We start from the raw sequence: 7966 nt of genomic DNA, 5'->3' as shown, positions 1-7966 counted from the left end.
GTGTAGTCCCCGTACTGCACCGGCAGCGCCGGCCACGCCGGAGCCCCGCCACCCGAACGAGCCGCATACGCCGCCACCAGATCCCGCGCCAGCGGCCCCGCCGACCACCCGTCCCCCGCGATGTGATGCAGCACGAGCACCAGGACCGCGTCATCGCTCCCGGTGATGTCGAGCAGGTGGGCGTGGACGGGGACGTCGCGATCGAGGCGGAAGCCGTGCCGAATGGTCGTGGCGATACGGGAGATGACCGCCGGCTCCGTGACCGGCTCCACGGTGAGGGGCACCCGGGCCTCGTCCACCGGCAGCACGTACTGGTACGGCCGGCCCTTCCTCTCGGGAAAGACCGTGCGCAGCGACTCGTGGCGTGCCACGACGTCGTTGATGGCGGCCTCCAGCGCGTCGCGGTCGACGTCGCCGGTGAGGCGGAGGGCGAAGGGCATGTTGTAGGTCGCCGAAGGTCCCTCGAGCTTGTGCAGGAACCACAGACGCTGCTGCGCGTACGACAACGGCAGCGACTCCGACCGCGGACGCGCCTCCAGCGCCGGACGCACCTGCCCCGTGTCCAGTCGGCGAACGAGCCTCGCCACGGTCGGCGCCTCGAACAGCACCCGCAACGGCAACTCGACACCCATCACACGACGGACCCTGCTCACCAGACGCGTCGCCAGCAGCGAATGCCCACCCAGGTCGAAGAAACTGTCGTCCACCCCGACCGACGCCACCCCCAGAATGTCCCCGAACAAGCCGCACAGGATCTCCTCCTGCGGTGTGCGGGGCGCTGTCGCGGTGCGCCCGGCGTATTGCGGGGTGGGGAGTGCTGCCCGGTCGACCTTTCCGTTCGGCGTCAGCGGCAGCGCATCCAGCACAACGACCGTGGAGGGCACGAGGTAGCCCGGCAGTACCTCCTGGAGGGCCGCGCGCAGCGACGCGGGCGTGATCTCGGCGTCCGGCACGGGTGCGGGGACCGCGTACGCGGCGAGCCGCAACTCGCCCCCGTGCACGAACGGGGCCACCACCGCCTGTCCCACCGCGGGCAGCCGCCGCAGTGCCTCCTCCACCTCACCCGGCTCCACCCGGAACCCGCGGATCTTCACCTGGTCGTCCACCCGGCCCAGGTACTCGAGTTGACCGTCCGCGTTCCACCGGACGACATCGCCGGTGCGGTACATCCGGCCGCCCGGAACGCCGAACGGGCACGCCACGAACCGTTCCGCCGTCAGACCCGGCCGGCGGACGTATCCGCGCGCGAGGCCCGGGCCCGCCAGGTACAGCTCGCCGGGTACGCCCGGTGGCACGGGGGCCAGGCCGCCGTCCAGGACGAACACGCGGGCGCCGACGACCGGTGTGCCGATGGGGGCGTTCGCCCCGGTGAGCGGCGGGCTGGTGGTGGCGTAGACGGTGGCCTCGGTCGGGCCGTAGGCGTTGGTCATCAGGCGTCCCGCGGACCAGCGTGCGGCCAGGTCGGTCGGGCAGGCCTCGCCCGCGACCACCAGGGAACCCAGGTCGGGCAGGGCGGATTCGGCATGAGCCGGGAGGGTGGCCAGGACGGACGGCGGGATGAAGAGGTGGGTGGCCCGGTGCGTGGCGAGCGCGGCGGCGAGTTCGTCGCCGACCAGGTGTTCGGTGCCGGTCTGTACGAGCGCGGCGCCGACGGTGAAGCCCGTCAGGAGTTCCATCACGGACACGTCGAAGTTGGACGAGGTGAACTGAAGGGTGCGGCTGCCCTCGCCGAGGCCGAAGCGCGCGGCGGTGGCGGTCAGACCGGCGAAGCCCGCGTGGGTGACGGTCACGCCCTTCGGGGTTCCGGTGGAGCCCGAGGTGTAGATGACGTACGCGGCGTTGGCCGGGCACAGGGGTGCCGTGCGGTCGCTGTCCCGGGGCGCCCGCGTGGGCTGCCGGTCCCACGCAGCGGCGGTGGCGGGGGCGTCGGTGAGGAAGAGCGGCGCCCGTACGTCCAGGGGCCGGGTGGCCAGTACGAGTGCGGGCCGGGCGTCGGAGATCAGGTACGCGATCCTCTCGGCGGGATGTCCGGGGTCGATCGGCAGGTAGGCCGCTCCGGCCTTGAGGACGCCGAGGATGACGGCGATCTGGGTGCGGGAGCGATCGACGGCGACGCCGACCGGAGACTCCGGGCCCGCGCCGCGGGTGATGAGCCAGTGGGCGATCTGGTTGGCGCGCGCGTCGAGTTCGGCGTAGGAGGCCGTGCCGTCGGCGTCGATCAGCGCGGGTGCGTGCGGGGTGGTGCGCACCTGCCTCTCGAAGAGTTCGGGCAGGGTCGCCTCCGTCTCTGCGCGGGGCGATGTGCTCCACGTGGCCAGGGCGTGCCGTTCGTCGGCGTCGAGGATGTCCAGTGCGCCGACGCGGCGGTGCGGGTCCTCGGCAGCTGCGGCCAGCAGGCGGGTCCAGCGGGCCGCGAAGGCGTCCACGGTGGCGGCGTCGTAGAGGTCGGTGGCGTATTCGATCATGCCGGTCAGTCCGGCGGGCCTGCCGTCCTCGTCGAAGCTTTCGACCAGGTTGAGGGTGAGGTCGAACTGTGAGCCGCCGGGGGCCGGGGCGAGGAGCTGGGTGTGCAGGCCGGGCAGGTCGAAGCGCAGGTCCGCGTTGTTCTGGAGGGCCAGCATGACCTGGATGAGCGGGTGGTGGGCGGTGGAGCGCTGCGGGTTGAGTTTTTCCACCAGGTACTCGAAGGGGATGTCCTGGTGGGTGTAGGCGGCCAGGCTGTTCTCCCTGGCCTGCGCCAGCAGATCGGCGAACGCGGGGTCGCCGGAGGTGTCGGTCCGCAGGATCAGGGTGTTGACGAAGAAGCCGACCAGGTCGTCCAGGTTCTCGTCGGTGCGTCCGGCGATGGGCGAGCCCACCGCGATGTCCGTGCCGGCGCCCAGCCGGGAGAGCAGGGCCGCGAGGCCGGTGTGCAGGACCATGAACAGGGTGGCGTCCGCCGAGCGGGCCAGCTCCCGCAGCGCGGCGTGCGTCGGGGCGTCGAGCGTGAAGGCGGCCTCGGCGCCGCGCTGCGAGGCGACGGGGGGCCGCGGCCGGTCCGTGGGGAGGCTCACGACCTCGGGCAGGCCCGCCAAGTGCTCCGCCCAGTAGGACTCCTGGCGGGCGAAGAGGGCGTCGGGGTCGGTGTCGTCGCCGAGCAGTTCCTGCTGCCAGAGGCTGTAGTCGGCGTACTGCACCGGCAGTGCGGACCACCGCGGCCGCTCACCCTGGCGGCGGGCGGTGTAGGCGTTCTTGAGGTCGTCGGCGAGCGGGCCCAGCGACCAGCCGTCCGCGGCGATGTGATGGATCGTCAGCACGAGGACGTGGTCGTCCGGGCCGGTGCTGAGCAGCCTGGGACGGACGGGCACCTCGCGGTCCAGTTCGAAGGGGTGGCGGACGCAGTCCTCCACCCGTGCGTCGAGCCGGTCCGCGGGGACCGGCTCCGGCGCCAGTTCCAGGCGCACGTCCGCGGCGTCCAGTACCCGCTGGTGGGGCCGGCCGTCGGTGTCGGGGAAGACCGTGCGCAGCGGCTCGTGCCGCGCGATCACGTCGTTGAGCGCGGTCTCCAGAGCGGTCACGTCGAGTGCGCCGGTGAGCCTGAGGACGAGTGGCATGTTGTACGTCGCCGACGCGCCCTCGAACTTGTACAGGAACCACAGCCTGCGCTGCGCGAACGACAACGGCAGGCGCTCCGGCCGCTCCCGCCGCTCCAGCACCGGACGCGACCCCGCATCCGACAGCCGACCCGCCAGCCCCGCCACCGTCGGCGCATCGAACAACGCCCGCAACGGCAACTCCACCCCCAGCACCGCACGCACCCGACTCACCAACCGGGTCGCCAGCAACGAATGCCCACCCAGACCGAAGAAGTCGTCGTCGACACCCACCACCGGAACACCCAGGACGTCGGCGAAGAGGGTGACGAGGATCTGTTCCTGCGGTGTGCGGGCGGCCCGCCTGGAAGTGCTCGCGAAGTCGGGGGCGGGCAGCGCGGCCCGGTCGACCTTGCCGCTCGGCGTGCGCGGCAGGGCGTCGAGCACGACGAAGGCCGAGGGCACCATGTAGTCGGGCAGCCGGTCGCGCGCCGCGTCCCGTACCGCGGGCACGGGCAGTTCGCTCCCCTCCTCCGGCACCAGGTGGGCGACGAGCCGGCTCACGCCGTCCTGCTGATCGTGGGCGGTCACCACGGCCTGGGCGACGTCCGGGTGACCGCGCAGTACGGCCTCGATCTCGCCGGGTTCGACGCGGAAGCCGCGGATCTTCACCTGGCCGTCGGCACGGCCGAGGTATTCCAGCCGGCCGTCGGCGTTCCAGCGGGCGAGGTCGCCCGTGCGGTACATCCGCACGCCGGGGCGGGTGAAGGGGCAGGCGACGAACCGTTCGGCCGTCAGGCCGGGACGGCCGACATAGCCGCGCGCCAGGCCCGCCCCCGCCAGGTACAGCTCTCCCCACACACCCGCCGGGGCCAGTTCGAGCCGCTCGTCGAGCACCAGCCCGGCCAGCCCGGGCAGCGGCCGCCCGATCGGCACCACTGCGGTCTCCCGGTCGGCCGGCAGCGGGCTCATCGCAGCGCCCACGGTCGACTCGGTGGGCCCGTACGCGTTGATCATCCGGCGTCCTGGAGCCCACCGCGCGGCCACGTCGGGCGGGCATGCCTCGCCCGCGACCGCCAGCGTGGTCAGGTCCGTGAGCCGGTCCGGCCCGTGGGTGTCCTCCAGGGTGACCAGGACGGACGGCGGGAGGGTCGCGTTGGTGATCCGCTCGCGGTGGAGCAGTTCGGCGAGCTCCCGTCCGGCGATGCCGGTCTCCTCGGGCACCACGAGGGTCGCCGCGGCGCTGAAGGTGGTCACCATCTCGGAGACCATGGCGTCGAAGCTGGACGGCGAGAACTGGAGCACCCTGTCCCCGGGGCGCAGCGCGAAGGCGGCCCGTTTGGCCGCCGCGAGCCCGGCGAACCCGGCGTGCGTGACCTCGACTCCCTTGGGGCGGCCGGTGGAACCGGACGTGTAGATCACGTACGCGGTGTACGCCGGGTCGACGGTGACGCCGAGGTCCGTGTCGGGCAGGTCCGTGAGGTCCTGTCGGACCCACTCGTCGTCGAGCACCACCGCCGGATCCGCGTCGCCGAGCATGTACGCCCGCCGTTCCGCCGGGTAGTCCGGGTCCACGGGTACATAGGCCGCGCCGGTCTTCAGCACGCCCAGCAGGGCGGCGAGCAGAGCGGGCCCGCGCCGCATCAGCAGCGCCGCCCGCCGGCCCGGACCGAGACCGCGGTCGGCCAGCAGCCGGGCGATCCGGTTCGACCAGGCGTCCAGTTCGGCGTACGTCCACTCCTCGTCGCCGCGTACGACGGCCGGGGACGTCGGGGCGCGCCGCACCGCCTCGGCGAACAGGCCGGGCAGAGTGAGCGGTTCGAGCCGCGCCGAACCGTGTGCGCCCGACCAGCCGAGCAGTTGCCGGCGTTCTTCCGGGGCGAGCAGGTCGAGCGTGTCGACCGGCAGGTCCGCGGCGGCCGCGGCGGTGTTCAGGAGCCGTACGTACCGCGCCCCGAACGCCGCGACGGTGTCGGGGTCGTAGAGGTCGGTGGCGTACTCGACGAAGCCGGTGACGCCCGCCGGACCGCCGTTCTCGTCGAAGGTCTCGCCGATGTTCAGCAGCAGGTCGAACTGCGAGCTGCCCTGCCCCGGGTTCTCCAGCCGTGCCTGGAGCCCGGGGAGGTCGAAGCGCACCTCCGCGGTGTTCTGGAGGGTGAGCATGACCTGGACGAGCGGGTGGTGGGCGGTGGAGCGCTGCGGGTTGAGCTTCTCCACCAGGTACTCGAAGGGGACGTCCTGGTGGGTGTAGGCGGCCAGGCTGTTCTCCCTGACCTGCGCCAGCAGCTCGGCGAAGGACGGCCGTCCCGAGGTGTCGGTCCGCAGGACGAGGGTGTTGACGAAGAAGCCGACCAGGTCGTCGAGGCCCTCGTCGGTGCGTCCGGCGATGGGCGAACCCACCGCGATGTCCGTGCCGGCACCGAGCCGCGACAGCAGCCCCGCGAGGCCCGCGTGGAGCACCATGAACAGCGTCGCTCCGTGGGCCCGCGCCAGCTCCCGCAGGGTGGCGTGGGTCTCGGCGTCGATCTCGAACGGCAGCATCTCGCTGCTGTGCGATGCCTCGGACGGCCGCGGCCGGTCGGTGGGCGGGCACACGACGTCGGGCAGGCCGCGCAGGTGGTCGGTCCAGTAGGCGGCCTGTCGGCGCAGCAGGCTGTCGGGGTCGGTGTCCTCGCCGAGCAGTTCGTGCTGCCAGACGCTGTAGTCGGCGTACTGCACCGGCATCGCGGACCATCGCGGCGACCGGCCCTCACGGCGGGCGGCGTAGGCGGTCACCAGGCCCTCGGCCAGGGGCGCCATCGACCAGCCGTCCCCGGCGATGTGATGCAGCGTCAGCATCAGCATGGCCTCGCCGGGTCCCGTCGTCAGCAGCATCGCGCGCAACGGCATTTCCCGGTCCAGCTCGAATCCGTGCCGTGCCATGTCGTGCACCAGCCGATCCCGCCGCTCCACCGACCGCGCGTCCTCCACGGTGAGGGTGAGGTGGGTTTCGGTGGGGGTGAGGATGTGCTGGTAGGGCTCGCCGTCGAGGTCGGGGAAGACCGTCCGCAACGGCTCGTGCCGACTGATCACATCGTTGAGGGCCGCTTCCAAGGCAGGCACGTCCACCTCACCCGTCAGACGCAACACCAGCGGAATGTTGTACGTCGCCGACGCACCCTCCAACTTGTACAGGAACCACATACGGCGCTGCGCGAACGACAACGGCAGGCGCTCCGGCCGCTCACGCCGCTCCAGCACCGGACGCGACCCCGTCACCGACAGATGCCGCACCACACCCGCCACCGTCGGCTCATCGAACAACGCCCGCAACGCCAGATCCACACCCAGCACCGCCCGCACCCGGTTCACCAACCGCGTCGCCAACAGCGAATGCCCACCCAACGCGAAGAAGTCGTCCTCCACCCCGACCGCCGGCAGACCCAGCACCTCGGCGAACAGAGCACACACGATCTCCTCCTGCGGCGTCCGCGCCGCCCGCGAAACGGTGACGGCATACTCCGGAGCAGGCAACGCACCCCGGTCCACCTTCCCGCTCACCGTCAACGGCAACGCCTCCAGCACCACGAAAGCCGCCGGCACCAGATGCGACGGAAGCCGCTCCGACAGACCACGACGCAGCCTGGACACCAACTCACCCGCCACCCGCGTACGCACCGGATCACTCGCCAACCCGGCAAGCGACCCCACCCCCACCGGAACAAAACCACCCGACACCGCACCCGTACCTCCGGGAACGAACACCACATCCACGGTGTCCACGCCGTCGGAACCGACGGTGACCACGGCGTCCCAGCCCCGTGCCCCCGCCCAGAGACACACCGCTTCCGGGTCCAGCCCGCTCGTCCCGTCCAACAGCTCACGGACACGCTCGATGGGCTCACCGGCGGCCACCGCACGGGTAGCCGCGACCTCCCCGGTCAACCGGGCGTTCGGCACCCCGGACACCCGCACCGGCAACGAGACGTCATCCAGTGCCTCCCACGTCTCGATGTCCCGGCCCCAGGTGAGGACCGGCACATCGGCCAGTGGGAGCGGCTGGGCGGGAGCCTTGTGCAGGACGACGTCGTAGCGGTGGCGCGTCAGCTCGTTGTGCGCCGCGCCCCGCTTCCACCGCACATCCACGCCCACCGCTTCCGGCCGCCCAGCCGCCCAGGCGGCAAAGAAACCGGGATCCAGCAGCAACTCCTTCTCCGTCACCACCGCCTGCTCCACCGCCGCACGCAACCGCCCCGTGTCCCCCACACCCGGCTGACGGGCCTGCACCGCCGTCTGGAACACCCGCAACAAGCCACGGTGCCGCACATCTCCGACAACCAGCCGACCACCCTCGGCCAGCAACCCGAACGCCCGGTCCAGCACCCGCTCCAGATACTCCCAACCCGGGAAATACT

1 protein-coding gene is annotated in these 7966 nt (G+C 72.1%); it reads right to left on the bottom strand.

Annotated elements, in window-relative coordinates; all coding sequences use genetic code 11:
- The coding region (locus HZS56_RS36655) for a non-ribosomal peptide synthetase (protein WP_308408243.1) at nt 1-7853 on the bottom strand (7853 nt) is incomplete at its 3' end.
- Nucleotides 7854-7966 lie beyond the last annotated feature (113 nt).

This window comes from Streptomyces mayonensis, from assembly GCF_018982965.1.
Taxonomy (GTDB): Bacteria; Actinomycetota; Actinomycetes; order Streptomycetales; family Streptomycetaceae; genus Streptomyces; species Streptomyces mayonensis.
Note: the sequence above shows the minus strand (reverse complement) of the source record. Positions and strands in the feature narration are given on the sequence as shown.